Below are 18,764 nucleotides of genomic sequence, written 5' to 3'. Positions count from 1 at the left end.
ATCTACATGAAAAAAAATATAGTATATCATATAGCATTTACCGGTTTATTCCTGCTTACTGCCTGCAGCAAACAACTGGGTGACGTAAATCCGAACACGCAGATAAGTCCTTCCCAATTAAATAAAACCAATCTGCCTTTAGTGGTGAATGGCGCCAAGCTGGCGCTCACCAACAACGGGTTCTATAACTATTATGTGTTGCAGGATATCATGAGTGATGATATGGAATCGCTGGCACTGCCTGCTTATGAAGCTAATAATGTACCTGCTGGTGATACCTGGCTCACATGGGCCTATCAATATCCTTATCAATGTATAGGTAATGCGAACCTGGTCATTAATTATGCGACACAGTTTCCCGGTGACACTAGCGTACAACAGCCTATGGGAGAAGCTTTTCTGCTCCGCGCCTATTCCTATATGCTCCTGTCTGAACAGTTTGGCGGTGTAGTAATAGTGAAGGGAAATGAAAATCCGAAAAGCAGGCCCGGACGGGATTCCGTTGGTGCTGTGAATAGTTTCATTGAAGCAGATCTGAAACAGGCCGCTGCTAACCTTCATGACTATACGACAAGTACAGCAGGCTCCAAACAGGCTGCACAACTGCTCTTAGCCAGGTTATACCTGAACGGGGGACGTAACGATGAGGCGCTGTTGATGGCCAATGCAGTGATCAGTTCCGGTAGATTTACGCTCCAACCTAAATTTACAGATATATTCAAATCCACTGTAAATACCAGCGAATCACTTTATAAGATCAATGAAGCATCAACGAGTGGAAGCAACAACAGTGGTTTACCAGCTATGTATGGACCGGGTAGCATCGCAGGAGCAGGTATTGCCGGCAGCGGTACTACCTGGGCAGATTCCTTCCTCGTGAAATCTTATGAACCCACAGATGTGCGTGGTACGGCCTTTGTAAAAGCGCAAGGCACCGGTATCACCAAAGCAGTCTATTTCCTTACCAAATTTCCACAGGAGATAACGCCTTCGTACGTGATATGCCGCTATAGCGAAGCGCTTCTTATTGTAGCAGAAGCCAATGCCCGCAAAGGTATAGTAGATGTAACTACGTATAACCTGCTCCGTAGTGCGCGCAAAGCCAGTACACATATGAATAGTGACTTTGCTACACCACAGGCATTTTTAGATGAGATAGAACAGGAAAGAAGAAGAGAATTTATCGGGGAGCGCATGCGCTGGAATGATATGCGCCGGTTTGGTAAAATAAACGCCTTCCTTCAATCTTTCCAGCAACCGGCTTCGCATGTTTTGCTGCCGTTGCCTTCGAGAGAATTCACGGTGAATCCTAACCTGGAACAGAATCAAGATTACACAAAATAAACAGACCGACCATGAAGAAAACAGTTTTTAAGATGTGTGCGTCGTTAGCCATGCTGGCTTCACCAGCCGTATTGCTGGCGCAGAAAGTACCGATTGTCAAAAGCATCACCGTAAAAGGGACCATAAGATTCACCGATCCAAGACTGGACAGCAACTGGGTGTTACTGGAAAAAGAATCTTTATCCGGTAAGCCCAAAGTGATTGACTCCTTTCTGCTGGGAAAAGACAATACCTTTTCCTTTAAAATTAAACAGGACCATCAAAGTGCTTATACCATTGAATATAAATACTGGGATCGTGCTACTTTCTGGAGCGATGCGGACGTAAAAATAACGATGAGAGGTTATGATACCGCCAGGGTTAAAATGAAGATTCCGCATAAAAACAGTGTAGAAGGCTCTATGGATAATAGTTTTATTCAGCTATATACCCAGATTAACGATCTCCACTATTTCCGGACGATAGAAGAATATAATACGGAGTATTATGCCAAAAAAGCAACGGATACTACCTGGTACAGCTATATGAAAAATCATAAGAAGTACAAAACTTCAGCGGAGGATTATGCAGATCGCAATGAGTTATTGCTGCATACATTTCACGACAGACCCGTACTGATATATGATATCCGCAACATGGCCGGAACAGAAGACGGGGAGAAATATGATAAGGCCATGCAGCTGCTGGAAAGCCTCATTACCAAATATCCCTGGTTAACAGAAGCGCAACAGCTGAAACAAAATATCATCAACAATAAGGCACAGGCCATGCGACTGAAAACAGGTCAGCCTATGCCTTCCGTAAAATATCCTGACCCCAACGGTACACTGGCGGGCCTGGAGCAATACAAAGGCAAATACTTGCTGGTTGATTTCTGGGCAAGCTGGTGTGGTCCCTGCAGACAGGCTATCCCGAAAGTAAAGGAGCTTTACACACAGTATAAGGAGAAGGGTTTTGATGTGGTAAGCATTTCCATAGATACCGATAAAGCCGCCTGGAGAAAAGCTATGAAAGATGAAACTATGCCATGGCAGCAGCTTTTGAGCGATAATAAAGAAAAAACCATGGAACAATTTCAGTTCGCCGGCATTCCTACTTTGTACCTCGTAGATACAGAAGGAAAAATCATAGAACGTTTTTCCGGGTATAGCGAAGAAACGGAGGCAAAGATTAAGCAAACCATTGCCCAGGGTACCAAATCCATGGCCGAAAAACAACCTAAAACTATACCAGCTATTCGTTTTTAAAAGATATGTATATGAACAAACCAACCATTATAATGGCCGGCAGCTTGCTGCTGGCCTCTCTTCAGGGTTTACTGGCACAACAGAAACCTTACACCGTAACCGCTAACATCAAAGGACAAGGCGATTATAAAGTTACATTGAACTATCATACCGCAAAAGGAGCTGTACGGGATACGCCACAAGTCATTAACGGCGACCAGTTTATTTTCAAAGGAAATGTAGAAGGCCCGGTATTGGTGACGGTAATATCCGGCCACCCTGCCAGTCGCTTTGAAATGTCAAAGGGTGGTATGTTTGTACCTGCACCACGTTTAGAGTTTATACTAACTGGTACGAGCATACGAATAGATGGTGATGCCACCACCTTATACAAGGCCACCGTAAAAGGCGGCAAAGAAAATGATGAACTCAATGCACTGAAAAAGAAAACGCTGCCCTTAACACAAAAAAGCTGGGAGATGAAGCAACAGTCGCTGTCACACCGCAGGCCGGAAGACAGCACACTCCGCAAGGAGCTGATGGCGGAAATGGGCAAAACAGCCGATCAGACAAAAGAAGTGCAAAAACAATTCGTTGCCACGCATCCGGCATCCTACGTGAGTATCACATTGCTGACCACTATGTACAGCGATTATACTGCGGCTGAATATGAAAAAGTTTTTAATAACCTGGCGCCCGCATATAAAGAAACCTTCCTCGGTAAATATGTTGCCGGTAAAGTAGCGGGCACCAAAGCGACGGAGTTAGGCGCCACCGCTATCAATTTCACCAAAACCGATAACAACGGACAGCCGTTCACGTTATCTTCCCTAAAAGGAAAATATGTACTGCTGGATTTCTGGGGTAGCTGGTGCGGTCCCTGCAGGGCCAGTCACCCGCATCTGAAAGAGTTATATACCGAATACAAAGGCAAAGGGCTGGAAATTGTAGGTATCGCAGATGAAAAAGCCGGCGAACTTGAACAGGCTAAAGGTGCGTGGCTGAAGGCGATACAGGGTGATGGCCTTCCATGGATACAGGTGTTGAATAATTTTGGTAAAGAGAAAGATGACCTGGTAACAAAATATGCCATCTCTGGTTTCCCTACCAAAATACTGCTGGATAAAGATGGTAAGATCATCTTTAAAATTGTGGGTGCTGGTGGTACGGACCTGGATGAAGCGCTGAAGAAAGTTTTTTAGCTTTTAGCGGTTAGCTTTTAGCGGTTAGCTTTTAGCGGTTAGCTTTTAGGAAAATGCAGCGGAGATGATAGTATATAAGTGTTTATTTCCGCTGCATTTTCCTAAAAACTAAAAGCTAACCGCTAAAAGCTAAAATAATATTACTAGCGGAGAATATTGCGCTAGCAAAATATACAGGGAGTAGTAATTTACCCATCCATGTAACCATGTATGGAAATTCCTACTTACAATGAAAAAGAACTGATACAGCGCCTTGCTCAAGGCAATGATGCTGCTTTTGCCAGCCTTTTCCACCATTATCGTCACCGCATATACGTAATTGCCTTCCGGCTGCTGGGATCTGGTTCCCAGGCAGAGGATGCCGTACAGGAGGTGTTTATGAAGATGTGGTTAAAGCGGCAGGTGCTGCACGAGGTGGAACACTTCAAGGCTTATCTTTTTACCGTTGCCCGCAATCATATTTTCACCTCGCTTAAATTGCTGGCCCGTGAACAGCGGATGGAAACAGAACTATCTGCTGCCGTATCAGCCATACCGGATGAAAAAGATGTCCATATTATTCACAAGGAATATGAACAGATCCTGCAACGCGCCATTGCGCAGCTTCCCCCGCAACAATGCCTGATCTATAAACTGAGCAAAGAAGAAGGCCTTAAAAGAAATGAAATTGCCGCGCGGCTTCAGTTATCTCCCGAAACTATAAAAGTACACCTGGCCAATGCAATGCGGTCTATCCGCGCCTTTTGCCTGGCACGTATGGACCTCAATACTTTTCTCTGCCTGATCTGGTTTTTGAGCTAAATCGATTTTTTTTTGCAGACACTAACCCATCTGCTTCTTTTTGTAGTCTCCTTATTAAGTACACTAAAAAAACAAATCATCATTCATGACAGTATCCCGTTTCAGATACCTGTTTAACCGGTATTATAAGCAACAATGTACGCCGGAAGAACAGCAGGAATTGATGTCAATGCTGGAGCAATCCGCACATGATATTGAACTAAAACAGTTGCTGGATACATTATTGCTTAACGCCGAAGAAGAAGAGGATGCCGAAGAAATAGCAGCTATGCCGGATCACATAGCAGCCGGTATCCTGCAAACCATCATGCAGGAGCAACCCGCAGCACTTCCCGTTGTAAAGATAAGGTCCTTACCAGCATGGAAACGCATAACAATAGCCGCTTGTATCCTTGGCGCCCTGGTAACAACAGGATATAAGTTATATATGAAAAGCAGTGCTCCAACAACAACAATGGCTACCACACGTTCTGCCGGTACCGGGAAAGACCACGCCAGGCTGGTATTGGGAAATGGTACCGTTATTGACCTGGAGCAAAACAAGCAGGAGGACGTAAATGTGCAGGCAGGTTTATCAGCCAGCAAAAAAGATAATCAGCTGGCTTATAATAATACGGTATCCAACGGAGATAATAATATAAAGCCTACCTGGAATACCGTGTTTACAAACAAGGGAGGCACTTACCAGGTTGTATTACCCGATGGTACCAAAGCGTTGTTAAACACCGCTTCATCTATCCGTTTCCCTACCCTGTTCAAAGGCCACGAACGCGAAGTGGTTATACAGGGAGAAGTATATTTTGAGATAGCGCCAAATCCGCAGCAGCCTTTTATAGTAAAAGTCGATAACATGCAGATCGCGGTACTGGGTACTCATTTTAATGTAATGGCCTATGAAGATGAAAAAGAAATCCGTACCACTTTACTGGAAGGCGCTGTAAATGTGATCAATGAAGCAACTACCAGGCGTTTGCAGCCGGGGCAACAGGCATCGCTTAACAAAGCACAGAACGATATTACCATCAGCACTGCTGATATTGATTTAGCTATTGCATGGACGGAAGGACGTTTTGAATTTAATGGCAACATCAAAAGTATTATGCGGCAATTAGCCCGCTGGTACGATATGGATGTGGTATATGAAGGCGCCGTAAATGATAAAGCCTATACGGGTGCGATTCCACGAAAACAAAACCTGGCAGAAGTACTGCAAATGCTGGAGGCCACAGGTAGTATTCATTTTAAAGTAACCGATAAAACAATTACCGTAATTCCATAATCACCTACAATACACCACCAGTTATGAAAATAGAAAATAGTCAACCAAAACCAATAATGGCTTAACAGCACGCAGCGCAGTTTAAAGAGGGTGAATAATATCCGGGCGATTAACACGCCCCTGGCTATGCTATGTCATCACCTTCCGCAACGAATGGTATTTATCAACCTTAACACTAAAATCTGGCAGCAACAAATGATGCAAACACATCCAAAAGTCCGGCTCCGTGCCCGACTCATTCTTTTGTGCACAAAAATCCTTTTCCCCATGAAACTAACCTTTCTACTGGTGCTCTCCCTGATATTGCAGGCAAATGCAACAGGATATGCACAGCAGGTAACGCTGCATGTCAAGGCAGCTTCGTTGCTGGATGTAATGAAATCTATCAGAAAACAAACAGGCTACCTTTTTGTATTTGATCTGGAGATGCTCAGCAATGCCAGACCAGTAGATTGTGCCCAGGATGAGGTACCCCTGGAACATGCACTGGAAGTGGTTTTTAAGGATCAGCCACTTACCTATTCCATCGTCAATAAAACGATCATCATTAAACGAAAACCTGCTATTCCTACCTCTGTGCCGCAAAACCTGCGCATCAAAATAAAAGGGCAGGTAACAGAAGCCAGAGGTACACCTATGGTAGGCGTTAGCGTTGTGAATAAATCATCCCATACCAACTCACTGACCGATGAGATGGGCATATTTACAATAGAAGCCAATGTGGGCGATAGTCTCAGCTTTTCCATGATAGGAATGATACCCGTGACGGTACAGATAAAAAATGAGAAGCTGCTTAAAATAGTGATGCAGCAAAAAGTATCCGATGTAGGTGAAGTAGTGGTAGTGGCCTATGGTACACAGAAAAAAGCCAGCATGGTTAGTGCAGTTACCAGCATCAACCCTAAAGAGCTGAAAGGCCCAACCAGCAACCTTACCACCATGCTTGCCGGCAGACTGGCCGGTGTTATTTCCTATCAGCGCAGCGGTGAACCCGGAAAGGATAATGCCAGCTTTTTCATCAGGGGATTGACCACTTTCGGCACCGGTAAAGTAGATCCACTGATATTGATAGATGGTATGGAATCCAGTACCACCGATCTGGCCCGCCTGCAACCGGATGATATAGCCGGCTTCTCTATTTTAAAAGATGCCACCGCTTCTTCGCTGTATGGCGCGAGGGGTGCTAACGGAGTAGTACTGGTGAACACCAAATCAGGTGTGGAAGCAAAAACTACGCTTAATGTGCGCTTCGAAAATTCTATCTCCAGCAATACCCGCAACTTCCAGTTTGCAGATAATATCACTTACATGAAACTGGCCAATGAAGCGGTGCTGACAAGAGATCCACTGGGCATTGTACAATATCCGCAATCTAAAATTGATCATACGGCCGCAGGTGATGATCCGTTGTTATACCCTAATAATAACTGGATCAAACAATTGATTAAGGATTATACTGTTAACCAGCGCACCAACTTTAGTTTGAAAGGCGGTGGAAAGGTAGCACAGTTCTACATTGCAGGCACTTACAACGTAGATAACGGTGTTCTGAATGTAGACAAGCGGAATAACTTTAACAGTAACATCAAACTAAAAAATTATTCGCTCCGGTCTAATGTCAATATAAATCTTACCCCTACTACACAAGCTGTCGTGCGCACCTATGGCCAGTTTGATGGATACAATGGCCCTGTAGGCGGTGGTGCCGGACTGTTTGCACAAACAGTATGGGCTAACCCGGTAATGTTTCCTGCATCCTATCCCGGCAGCTATGCGCCGGAATATAAACATCCATTGTTTGGTAACGCCGTAAAACCAGGATTCTCCGGTGTCCCCGGTGATGCCAGCAACCTGTATAATAACCCATATGCCAACTCTGTATCCGGCTATCAGCAATACAACACTTCTACCCTGCTGGTGCAACTGGAAATGAAACAGGGTTTTAAATTTCTTTTGCCCGGTCTTACCGGCAGGATGATGGCCTATACAGAGCGTTATTCTTATTTTGACATCACCCGTCAGTATTCGCCTTTTTTCTATGGTATGAGCTATGATGCTTACACAAAAAATCCGACGTTACAGCCGCTCAACACCAACGGTACTGAATATCTTAATTACAGTCCGGGTAACAGGGTACTGAATACTACTTCTTACATGGAAGCGGCGGTGAATTATAGTCAACAGTTTAACAAGGTGCACAACGTGTCTGGTATGCTGATCGGCCTATTCCGCAATTATCTCAGCGGTAATGCCAATGATCTGCAAACCTCACTCCCGCATCGCAACCAGGGTATATCCGGCAGATTTACCTATGATTATGATACCCGTTACCTGGCAGAAGTGAACTTCGGTTATAATGGCTCCGAACGTTTTGCTTCCAATCACCGCTTCGGTTTTTTCCCGTCTGCCGGCGTTGCATGGAATATTCAAAATGAAAAATTCTTTAAGCCACTGGAAAAAACAATTGATAAGCTGAAGTTAAGAGCTACTTACGGACTGGTAGGTAACGACCAGATTGGTAATGAGAATGATCGCTTTTTTTACTTGTCTGATGTAAATATGAATGCCGGATGGAAAGGCGCCAGTTTTGGAGAAAAGAACAGCTACGGCAGGCCAGGCGTAAATGTGAACCGGTACGAAAACCGTGATATCACCTGGGAAAAATCCTACAAAACAAATCTCGGATTAGAATTAGGCCTGTTCAATGCCCTGAACATACAGGTAGATGTATACAAAGAACATCGCACCAATATATTAATGGTGCGTAGCACTATACCAAGTACCATGGGCCTCAGTGCGCCTATACAGGCCAACGTAGGAGAAGCAGCCGGTAAGGGTGTGGATCTCTCTATGGACTATACGAAAAGTTTCAGCAACAACACGTTCATACAATTGCGCGGCACCTTTACTTATGCCACCAGTAAACTGCTGGTTAATGAAGAACCACAATACCCCGAAGCTTATCGCTCACATGTAGGGTATTCACTGTCGCAAAACTTCGGCTATATAGCAGAACGCTTGTTTGTAGATGACCAGGAAGTAGCTAACTCCGCTTACCAGAACTGGGGCCAGGCAGTAATGGGCGGAGATATCAAATACAGGGATGTAAACCATGATGGTAAAATTACAGAAGCCGATATGGTACCCATAGGATTGCCTACCACTCCGGAGATTACCTATGGCTTCGGGTTTTCATTTGGATATAAACAATTTGATCTGAGTTGTTTCTTCCAGGGATCTGCACGTTCTTCTTTCTGGATAAACTCTTACATCATTTCTCCTTTTGTACTCAATGGCGGCGGCCAGCATGGCTTATTGAATGCAGTGGCCAATGATCACTGGAGTGAAAGCGACAGGAATCTGTATGCTTTCTGGCCACGACTGAGCAATTATTTTGTCAACAATAATAATCAAAACTCTACCTGGTGGATGCGCAGTGGTAATTTCCTGCGATTAAAAACAGTGGAACTGGGATACTCATTCCCCAAATCATTGTTGGATAAAGTGCATATGACCAATACGAGGATTTATGCCAACGCATTAAACCTGTTTGCGATCAGCAAATTTAAAACCTGGGACCCCGAAATGGGCGGCGATGGCCTTGGCTATCCGGTGCAACGGGTAGTGAACATTGGTATTAACGTTGGACTTTGATTAACCGTTTAACTGTACAAAAATGAAATACAACATCGCTCATTTATACTCCTGCTACCGCCGGCAAATAAAACAGATCCTGTTATGTTTGTTGCTGCTGCAACTACCGGCCTGCAAAAAATTCCTGGACGTAGTACCGGACAATGTGGCTACCATAGACAATGCTTTTACGTTGCGGCTGGAAGCAGAAAAATATCTTTTCACCTGTTATTCCTATCTCCCGAATGACGGTGATCTCTCGTCCAATCCTGCTTTACTTGCTGGTGATGAGTTCTGGATGGTACGCCCCTACAGCACCAGTGATGCACCCTGGCAGATAGGACTGGGTTTTCAGAGTGCCAATAATATTTATATGTCTACCTGGAACTACAATTTCCAGGCATTGCGTGATTGCAATATTTTCCTGGACAATGTAGACAAGGTAGCAGACATGCGACAGAGTGAAAAAGACCGCTGGAAGGCAGAAGTTATGTTTCTGAAAGCCTACTACCACTGGATGCTTTTACGCATGTACGGTCCCATTCCTATCATTGATAAAAACCTGCCTATTTCCAGCACTTCAGAAGAAACCAAAGTACCACGTGTACATGTAGATAGTGTGGTAAACTATATCACTGCCCTACTGGATTCTGCAACTATAAACCTGCCGGGAATCATTACAGATAAAGCCACTGAGCTGGGCCGCATTACTAAACCAATTGCATTGGCCATCAAGGCCCGTATACTGGTAACAGCCGCCAGCCCGCTGTTTAATGGCAATATCGAATATAACGGGTTCAGGAACTATGATGGATCTGCTCTGTTTAATCCCGCTTATGATGCGCATAAATGGGAAAAAGCAGCTACTGCCTGCAAAGCAGCCATAGACATGTGTGAAAATAGCGGCATGCAGCTCTACAAATTCAACCAGCTGGGTGTTACACTTTCAGATACGCTCACCAGGCAAATGACGATACGAAACAGCGTTTGTGAAGAATGGAATCCTGAAATTATCTGGAATAACCCTAACAGTAAAACTTATGAGTTACAGCGGCAGTCTATGCCACGACTGGATCCTGCGAGGATAGCCAATGAAATAAGCCTGGGTTGTATAGCACCCACCATGAAAATAGCGGAACAGTTTTACTCGGATAAAGGTGTACCCATTAACGAAGATAAAACATGGGATTATGCCAACAGGTACCAGCTGAGAACAGCTACAAAAGCGGAAGGAGAACTGATACAGGAAGGTTATCAGACAGTCTCGCTACACTTCAACAGGGAGCCCCGCTTTTATGCTGATCTCGCCTTTGACGGTGCTGTATGGTATATGCAGAACGGTATTTTTCACATAGAGAGCAAAGCAGGCCAGTGGCAAACCCGGAAAAATATTTATGATAACAATGTAACCGGTTATTTCGCTAAAAAACTGGTCAACTGGAAGTATGTGATACAGGAAGGTCAGAGTATCCACATAGAACCCTACAGCTGGCCGGTGATGCGCCTTGCGGATCTTTATCTCTTATATGCAGAGGCATTGAATGAACAGAGTGGCCCGCAACCCGATGCCTTTAAATACATCGATCTCGTGCGGGATAGAGCCGGTTTAAAAGGTGTACAAACATCCTGGAGCAACTATTCCAGTCAACCCGGAAAATTCCAGACCAAAGAAGGTTTACGGCAGATTATTCAACAGGAAAGGCTCATCGAATTTTCTATGGAAGGCACCCGTTTCTGGGATCTGCGCAGATGGAAAAGATCTATGGAAGAGATGAATAAACAGGTAACCGGATGGGATGTAGAACAGTCGGATCCCATTTTTTACTATCGCATCAGAACACTGTACCGTCAAACCTTTCAAACACGCAATTACTTCTGGCCGCTTAGTTCCTGGGACCTGCTGGCCAACCGTAAGCTGGTACAAAACTTTGGATGGTAATCACCTTTTACTTACTTAAAAAGCTGATAAAATGAAACCGTATAAATTATTGCTGCTAACCGGCCCTCTTTTTATCCTGATGGCCGCCTGTACAAAAGAAATGCATACGCCTGTGAATGGCAAAGGAGACAGACCAGGTATCTTAAAGAATGTAACTATTCAGGATTTACCCGGTGCTGCGAAGATTACTTATAGTCTGCCTGAAAATAAAGATATCCTGTATGTAAAAGCTGAATACGAAAACCAACCAGGTGTAAAGCGGGAAATAAGATCTTCCTACTATAACAATGCATTGATTGTAGATGGTTTTGGTGATACATTACCTCATGTGATTTCCCTGTATGTGGTAAGTCGCAATGAAGAACAATCCGATGTCGTTACCACCACCGTACAGCCGCAACTGCCGCCGGTGTTATCGGTGAGTCACTCACTGGTGGTTAAAGCTGATTTTGGCGGCATAAACATCGCTTTTGCGAATGTCAGCAAAGCAGACATCGCTATCGTTACTCTTACCACCGATTCAAGCGGGGTATTTGGTCCTGCTGATACACATTACACCAAGCTGCAAGCTGGCAGTTATGCGGTGAGAGGATATACCGCAGATAAAAGAAAGTTTGGCTTTTTTATCAGAGATCGCTGGGGCAATCAATCCGATACGATGATACAGGAATTTGTACCGCTCTTCGAAAAATTGCTGGACAAAAATAATTTCAGAGAAGTAAAACTCCCCGGAGATGTAGACTACGGCTGGGGGTTACCCATCCCTAATTTATGGAACGGTACCCTGTGGCATTCTACAGATAAGCTGGATGGCATGCCGATGTGGATCACTTTTGATTTGGGTGTAACCGCGCAGCTGAGCCGCATTGGCTTATGGCAACGCCCTAATGAATGGTTATACCTGCAGAACAACGTACGGAAATTTGAAATCTGGGGCTCTGTAAATCCACCGTCTGATGGCAGCTGGAATAACTGGACCAGGATAATAGAACATACCGTAATAAAGCCTTCCGGACTGCCGGTAGGATCGGTTACACAGGACGACAAAGACGCCGGTGCTGCCGGTGAGCAGATGACCGTACCTTTTGATGCACCACGTGTAAGATACATCCGCGTAAAAATATTGCGGACATGGACAGATGGTGGCTATGCCGCAAATATCCAGGAGATGAGATTCTGGGGTAACGATAAATGATCATCATCACAAAAAAAATTCTATGCGCATATTGAATAATATCATTTTCCTGCTACTCCTGCTCACAGCCATCAGTGCCTGTCGCAAGCAGGATGATTATAAAAAGTTCCTGGAAGGAGGCGAAATCATCTATACCGGCAAAGCAGATTCTTTATTGGTACATTCGGGCCGCAACCGGGTACAATTGTCCTGGTTGCTGATCTCAGATCCCAAAATCGTAAAATCAAAAATATACTGGAACAACCGGAATGACTCTGCCACACTGGATATTAAGCGCAGCGGCGGCGTAGATACCATTCGTTATATTGTTAACAACCTGGAAGAAAGAGCCTATACTTTTGAAATATTTAATTATGATAAAGATGGCAATGTATCGGTGAAAACAGAAGGCACCGGTATCGTTTATGGTCCGTTGTATGAAACGGCGCTCCTCTCCCGTGCTTTTAACAATGCAGAAATGCAGAATGGCCATGCAGCAATATCATGGGTCAACATTGACACTACCCGCGGTATCATTGGTATGCAATTACAATATACCACCAGTGATAACACGGCACATGATACCATCCTGAAAGCACATCCGGAAGGACAGGTAACGATACTGGATAATTATCTTTCTATGAGCAGCTTCCGCAGCCGCACCTTATACTTACCGGATACCCTGGCCGTAGATACTTTTTACACCGCCTGGGAAACAAGAAATATTAAGGAAGATGTAACGCAGACATATATACGAAATGCCGGCAGTCCTTTTATCAAAGATCCTGCAAAACCCTTTGGCGGCCGCTTTGGGCAGGTACAAGACTGGCAATACAACAGTGAAGCAAGTAAAAATGGTACTTATGATGAAATAGGTGGCACCGGCAGACTCACCCTCTGGATATGGGACAACGGCACCATTACCAATGGCAAAATATATCAAACCATTACTTTGCCCGCCGGGAGCTACCGGTTTGAGGCTACCGTATCCAACATCGATAATACGTTGCAGGCTACTTACCTGGCGGTAGCAGCAGGTAATCAGCTACCTGATGTGGAAAATATCAACACCGCTCTGTCGACCTCAAAATTTAGCAGTAATGCTAATAAACTGGCATCTGCAGCCTTTATCCTGGCAGCACCAACAACTGTCACAGTGGGCTTTACAGGCTCCCTGAGCTCACCGGCAGAACAAACGATCAGGATTAATAAAGTATCACTAATGAGAGACAAATAATTTTTTAACAGCTCAACTATTATGACTAAACAACTCAAGCAATTACTGATAGCAGCACTGTTATGTGCACCTGTCATTTCTCTGCAGGCACAGGAAAAAAAGAGAATCGGGAATGAAACAGCCGAACAAAAAGAACAACGGATGGCCTGGTGGACACATGACCGCTTTGGCATGTTCATCCACTGGGGACTGTATGCCTTGCCTGCCCGCCATGAATGGGTAAAGCACAATGAGAAGCTCACCAATGAGCAATATCAGACCTACTTCGATGTATTTAACCCGAATCAGTTTGATCCAAAAACATGGGCCAAACAAGCGAAAGCAGCAGGTATGAAATACGCGGTGCTCACCACCAAACACCATGAAGGCTTTTGTTTATTTGATTCAAAATACACGGACTATAAAGCCACTAACACACCCGCCAAACGCGACCTGGTGAAAGAATTTGTAGATGCATTTCGTGCGGAAGGCATTAAGGTAGGCTTCTATTATTCGCTGATAGACTGGCATCATCCTGATTTCACTATTGATGCCGTACACCCGCAACAACCCGCCGGCGATGCTGACAGCGCCTATGCGCGGCTCAACAAGGGAAGGGATATGAACAAATACCGGCAATACCTCCGCAACCAGATAACCGAACTGCTGACTAAATATGGCAAAATAGATATTCTGTGGCTGGACTTTTCCTATCCCGGCAAACATGGTAAAGACAAAGATGACTGGGATGCCGTAGGCTTGCTGAAAATGATCCGGAAACTGCAACCATCCATCCTGGTGGATAACAGGCTAAACCTGGATGAATACGAAGATGGCGCTGACTTCCTCACCCCGGAACAAGTGAAAGTAAATGAACTGGCACCCTACCGTGGCAAAACCTGGGAAACCTGCCAGACCTTTTCCGGCTCCTGGGGATATTACCGCGATGAAAACTCGTGGAAAAGCACGCATGAATTATTGCAGCTGCTCATCGGTTCTGTGAGCGGAGGCGGTAACCTTATCTTAAATGTAGGCCCCACTGCCCGCGGTGTATTTGACTATCGCGCACAAAGCGCCTTAGGCAATATCGGCGAGTGGATGAAGGGAAACAGCGAATCTATTTATGGTTGTACTTATGCTCCTGAAATATATAAAGTGCCTCAGAATACCATGCTCACCTACAATCCCACTACCAAAAGATTGTACGTGCACCTGCTGGATTACAGCAACACTTTAACCTTACCCGGCTATAAAAATAAAATTAAATATGCCCAGTTCCTGCATGATAATTCAGAAGTGAAATTTTCAGTAGCAGCAGATGATAACATCATATTAAATCTGCCGGAAAAGAAGCCCAATGTGGAAGTGCCGGTGATTGAACTGGTGTTGCAGTAGTGTTGTCTGAACTGTGATTTTTATGATTAGTGTGATTATCCTGATGAGCGAAGATCTTAGCGGGTTTTGTCTGAACCAGGATTTTTAAGATTGAATGGATTACCCTGATGGGTGCCGAAGATTATAGTGAAGATATACGCGTATATTTTCCAAATCAAACAACATAACATCCATCAGGGTAATCCATTCAATCTTAAAAATCCTGGTTCAGACAAAACCCGCTAAGATCTTCGCTCATCAGGATAATCATACTAATCATAAAAATCACAGTTCAGACATCCGCTAAAACCCCGCGAACAGAAAGTAGCTTCCTGCAAGCGTTAATGCAATTGCACCATACCATAACACACGTTTGCGGGTAAGTATGGCGATCGCTGAAATAGCGATGGCAATCTGGAAAATGGTTACTGCTTTAGCAAAGTTCTTATGTTGCTCCAGATGTGTTTCTGATGCTTTCTCATGTGCTTCTGCCGTTTGTTTGATGGTTTCTTTTTCTTTTTCGTAGCGTGCTATCCGCTCTTTGTTATCACCGGGTATTGGCGTGGACGATACCTGCAGCAATATTTTATCTGTTGCCTCAGCTAATTCCGATTTAATACTTTTGGATTGGTAATACGACCACTGATTAGAAGCTTTAATTTCTTCTATCATAGCCTCATTGGCATGATGGCCACCCAATAATCCTGCAATAGCGGCTAATACGGCAATGAATGCTGTAGATAAGGCTAAATACATCACCCATCTTTCTCTTGCTTCTTCCGCTTTTTCTTTTATTGCCTCATGCAGGTGTTCCGTAGGAACTTCCATCTCTTCCATAAAATAATTATTAAATTGAAACAATAATGTGTGTTAAATATACGTGGATTGTGTTATCTGCCATTCAACCGGCATCAACCTTAAGCCGATTTTAAGGCGGCTTCCTGCAACAATTGCGGTAAACTATTTGTTTTTCATCTACGTTTCCACCTTTAATAAAAATATCCGCATGAAAAAGACAATGCAACCAGCAGCAGGTATCAAAGTAAAAGTAATCCTTAACGGGCCTTATAAAGTAACCGGCGACGTGCCTTTACGGCTGGAAACCATTGGTACCACTGTGCATAAGGAATCGGAAAAATGGATACCCGGGAAAAGTTTTCCCGCAACGGAACAGCCATTTTATCTTTGCAGATGCGGCCATTCAAAAAATAAACCATTTTGCGACAGCACCCATAAAACCATTCATTTTGATGGCACTGAAACAGCCGGACATATCCCCTATGTAGAAGCAGCAGATATAATGGAAGGCCCCGACATGCTGCTCACAGATGTACAGGGCTTATGCGCCTTTGCACGCTTCTGCGATCCTAACGGACAGGTATGGAATATGGTGAACGATACAGATGATCCGGCGGTTCATGCACAGTTTATTAAACAGGTGGGAGCATGTCCTTCCGGCAGACTGGTAGCCTGGGACAAAGCGACCAAAACACCGATAGAGCCCGAGCTGAAGCCGGCTATCGGCATTATTGAAGACCCTTCGAAAGGTGTGAGCGGGCCACTCTGGCTGCAGGGAGGTATCGAAATCACAGGCGCCGACGGTGTACCTTATGAAGTGCGTAACCGTGTAACACTCTGCAGATGCGGTGCTTCGGCCAACAAACCCTTCTGCGACGGCTCACATGCCTCCATTGGTTTTAAAGATGGGCTGTAGCCGCAGCCTTGAAACTTAATATGCAGATTTCCCGTGGCAATGAATTATATTTATTGTCAAAAATCACTGCGGGATACTCCATTCAAAGTTATGCCACTGCGATTATCCCTAAATAATTCATGTATGAAAACTAGTATTATTACCACCTTCCTTGCCGGTGCTATGCTGTGCTGCGCGGTTACATTAAAGGCGCAAACACGCAGCCTTTTTAATTTTAAAGATCTCAGCGGATGGCATATTGATGTACCGGCAATGGACACCGATAAATCCGTGAAAAGCCCTTTTATTGTGCGCAATGGCGTATTTGTGAGCCTGGCTAGTCCACAGGGACACATCATCACTGATGCCAGCTACCAAAACTACCGGCTGAATGTAGAATACCGCTTCCCCGCTAAACCCGGCAACTGTGGTGTACTGGTATTTGCCTCCACTCCGCGTGTATTGTATCAGATGTTCCCGAAATCAATTGAAGTACAGATGCAGCATAAAGATGCAGGTGATTTCTGGTGTATCGGGGAAGATATTACCGTACCGGATATGGAAAAAAGGCGCGGTCCTAAAAGCGAATGGGGTGCTGTAGATGGTAAAAAACGCAGGATCAAAAATCTCACAGACGGATCAGAAAAACCACTGGGAGAATGGAATACGCTGATCATTGAATGTGTGGGAAATGCTATTAAAGTATGGGTAAACGGTGACCTGGTAAATTATGGTACCAACTGTACCGCCAGCAAAGGCAACATTGCCATTCAGGCCGAAGGTTCGGAAGTGGAATTCCGTAAAGTAGACTTTACGCCGATTACAGCATTAACCAAAAACGGGCATTAATTGCAACATCATTTTTGTTGCTTTACCTGTTTTGTTTTTTCCTCCTGTTCTATCTTCTCCTGTTTTGCTTTTCTCCGGAAGTAGCCTCTGAACAGGAAATTATGTTTTAACGCCTCCATATTCTCATCCAGCTTGCCAGTGCTTGCTTCCAGGTTTTTGATGGTTTGTTTTAATGATTCCGCAAAATCTTCGTCCTGTAGCAACATGCCGGCAGGCGCTTTGGGATTATGGAGATTTTCATTGATACCGGAGCTGGCATGTTGCAGGTCCAGCACCACCTGGTTGGCATGTTGTGTTACTTCATTCATTTGTGTTATGGTTGATCTCAGGTTGGAGAACACAAGGGTATCAGTTACCAGGTCGTTGGACAATGCGCCTTTGGTTTGCAGTTTTGCGGTATACGCCGACAATGCACCGGTAAGCCGCTGCGTATTATTGACAGTAGTGCGGAGGCCTGCCATAGCAGTATTCAGGTTATTATAGATGGTATCTTCTGTGAGCAGTTTGCCCATGGTACCTTGTCCATCTACCATCTTTTTAGTGATCACTTTGAGATTATCGGTGATCTCCACCAGGCTTTTGTTATTTACCTGCAGGGTATTCATAATTTCTTCTGTACTTAATCCACTGCCTACTGCGAGCTGGTCATCTTCTTCAATAACGGGCATACCAGGCGTTCCACCGGATAACATCACAATCTTATTACCCATTAAACCATCAGAGCTGATGCGGGCAATTACATCTTTATGCAGATATTGCTGGGCGCTTTTATCTATATTCATCAATACGAGAATCTCATTTGTTTTCACAAAACTGATCTTCTTTACCGTACCTATTTTCACACCGGAATACAGGATGTTCCGGCCTGCAGAGAGTCCGTTTACATCTTTAAATATGGCTTTTACCTGCACCGACCTGTTAAATAACTTTTGTTGTTTGCCCAGCATCATGATGGCGGTGACAAAGATCACCAGGCCCACAAAAACAAATATCCCCACAATCACGGCGCGTTTTTTTCCTGTTGCTATCATAGC

At 44.5% G+C, this 18,764-nt stretch carries 14 protein-coding genes; 12 read left to right on the top strand and 2 right to left on the bottom strand.

Annotated features, from left to right (window positions below; all coding sequences use genetic code 11):
- The first annotated feature begins 6 nt into the window (after positions 1-6).
- From CLV51_RS14720 to CLV51_RS14675, 10 genes are all read left to right on the top strand, one after another.
- Complete coding sequence (locus tag CLV51_RS14720) at positions 7-1,344, top strand: RagB/SusD family nutrient uptake outer membrane protein (protein WP_106528768.1); 1,338 nt, start codon at positions 7-9, stop codon at positions 1,342-1,344.
- Positions 1,345-1,355: 11 nt separating this feature from the next.
- Positions 1,356-2,591 carry a TlpA family protein disulfide reductase gene (locus CLV51_RS14715; RefSeq protein ID WP_106528767.1) on the top strand — a complete coding sequence of 412 codons (1,236 nt, stop codon included), beginning with the start codon at positions 1,356-1,358 and terminating at the stop codon, positions 2,589-2,591.
- An 11-nt stretch (positions 2,592-2,602) separates the two neighbouring features.
- Positions 2,603-3,772, top strand: coding sequence for a TlpA disulfide reductase family protein (locus CLV51_RS14710; RefSeq protein ID WP_158267025.1), 1,170 nt, complete (start codon positions 2,603-2,605; stop codon positions 3,770-3,772).
- Positions 3,773-3,982: 210 nt separating this feature from the next.
- Positions 3,983-4,573 (top strand): RNA polymerase sigma factor, encoded by a 591-nt coding sequence (locus tag CLV51_RS14705; protein ID WP_106528765.1) that lies wholly within the window; start codon positions 3,983-3,985, stop codon positions 4,571-4,573.
- 85 nt (positions 4,574-4,658) lie between these two features.
- Positions 4,659-5,852: a FecR family protein gene (locus CLV51_RS14700; RefSeq protein WP_106528764.1), complete on the top strand. Its 1,194-nt coding sequence runs from the start codon at positions 4,659-4,661 to the stop codon at positions 5,850-5,852.
- Between the two features lie 267 nt (positions 5,853-6,119).
- Positions 6,120-9,506 (top strand): TonB-dependent receptor, encoded by a 3,387-nt coding sequence (locus CLV51_RS14695; protein WP_211302000.1) that lies wholly within the window; start codon positions 6,120-6,122, stop codon positions 9,504-9,506.
- A 22-nt stretch (positions 9,507-9,528) separates the two neighbouring features.
- Positions 9,529-11,424, top strand: coding sequence for a RagB/SusD family nutrient uptake outer membrane protein (locus CLV51_RS14690; protein WP_106528763.1), 1,896 nt, complete (start codon positions 9,529-9,531; stop codon positions 11,422-11,424).
- A gap of 31 nt (positions 11,425-11,455) precedes the next feature.
- A complete protein-coding gene (locus CLV51_RS14685) occupies positions 11,456-12,619 on the top strand; it encodes a DUF5000 domain-containing lipoprotein (RefSeq protein ID WP_106528762.1) in 1,164 nt (387 codons plus the stop codon).
- Between the two features lie 22 nt (positions 12,620-12,641).
- Complete coding sequence (locus CLV51_RS14680; RefSeq protein WP_106528761.1) at positions 12,642-13,835, top strand: DUF4998 domain-containing protein; 1,194 nt, start codon at positions 12,642-12,644, stop codon at positions 13,833-13,835.
- A 21-nt stretch (positions 13,836-13,856) separates the two neighbouring features.
- On the top strand, positions 13,857-15,209 hold the full coding sequence (locus CLV51_RS14675; protein WP_106528760.1) for an alpha-L-fucosidase: 1,353 nt from the start codon (positions 13,857-13,859) through the stop codon (positions 15,207-15,209).
- A gap of 282 nt (positions 15,210-15,491) precedes the next feature.
- Here CLV51_RS14675 and CLV51_RS14670 read toward each other — a convergent pair whose 3' ends face one another.
- Positions 15,492-16,025, bottom strand: coding sequence for a DUF4337 domain-containing protein (locus CLV51_RS14670; protein ID WP_106528759.1), 534 nt, complete (start codon positions 16,023-16,025; stop codon positions 15,492-15,494).
- Between the two features lie 169 nt (positions 16,026-16,194).
- Between CLV51_RS14670 and CLV51_RS14665 the strand changes: the two genes are divergently transcribed.
- Together CLV51_RS14665 and CLV51_RS14660 are read left to right on the top strand one after the other, a co-directional pair.
- Positions 16,195-16,902 (top strand): CDGSH iron-sulfur domain-containing protein, encoded by a 708-nt coding sequence (locus CLV51_RS14665; RefSeq protein ID WP_211301999.1) that lies wholly within the window; start codon positions 16,195-16,197, stop codon positions 16,900-16,902.
- 123 nt (positions 16,903-17,025) lie between these two features.
- Positions 17,026-17,730 carry a 3-keto-disaccharide hydrolase gene (locus CLV51_RS14660; protein WP_106528758.1) on the top strand — a complete coding sequence of 235 codons (705 nt, stop codon included), beginning with the start codon at positions 17,026-17,028 and terminating at the stop codon, positions 17,728-17,730.
- Between the two features lie 8 nt (positions 17,731-17,738).
- On the opposite strand, the gene CLV51_RS14655 is transcribed toward CLV51_RS14660, so the two are convergent.
- Positions 17,739-18,761, bottom strand: coding sequence for an MlaD family protein (locus CLV51_RS14655; protein ID WP_106528757.1), 1,023 nt, complete (start codon positions 18,759-18,761; stop codon positions 17,739-17,741).
- Positions 18,762-18,764 lie beyond the last annotated feature (3 nt).

Source organism: Chitinophaga niastensis (assembly GCF_003014755.1).
Lineage (GTDB): Bacteria > Bacteroidota > Bacteroidia > Chitinophagales > Chitinophagaceae > Chitinophaga > Chitinophaga niastensis.
The sequence above is the reverse complement of the archived record's forward strand: the minus strand, read 5'-3'. Positions and strand labels throughout refer to the sequence as shown.